This is a genomic window from Megasphaera sp. AF13-6AC (genome assembly GCF_027685385.1).
Lineage (GTDB): Bacteria > Bacillota > Negativicutes > Veillonellales > Megasphaeraceae > Megasphaera > Megasphaera micronuciformis.
On the sequence record NZ_JAQCUN010000005.1, the window covers coordinates 27,274 to 27,482 of the forward strand.

At 51.2% G+C, this 209-nt stretch carries 1 tRNA gene; it reads right to left on the bottom strand.

Going from position 1 to position 209, the window contains the following annotated elements:
• Positions 1-38: 38 nt before the first annotated feature.
• Positions 39-114: transfer RNA gene (locus PGX78_RS00810), tRNA-Trp, on the bottom strand.
• Positions 115-209 lie beyond the last annotated feature (95 nt).

A 209-nucleotide genomic window follows, 5' to 3' on the forward strand; every position in this document is an offset into this window, starting at 1 on the left:
AGGAGTATAGCTCACCGGAACTTCTACCCCTCCGATTTTGGCAGGGGCAGAAGGAATCGAACCCTCAACCAACGGTTTTGGAGACCGCTACTCTACCAGTTGAGCTATACCCCTATGAACGAGAAGAGAGAACATAGTTCTCTCTTCTCTCTTAATCAGCGGCTTCCTATCCTCCCAAGGGGCCTCCCCCTAAGTACTTTCGGCGTTTG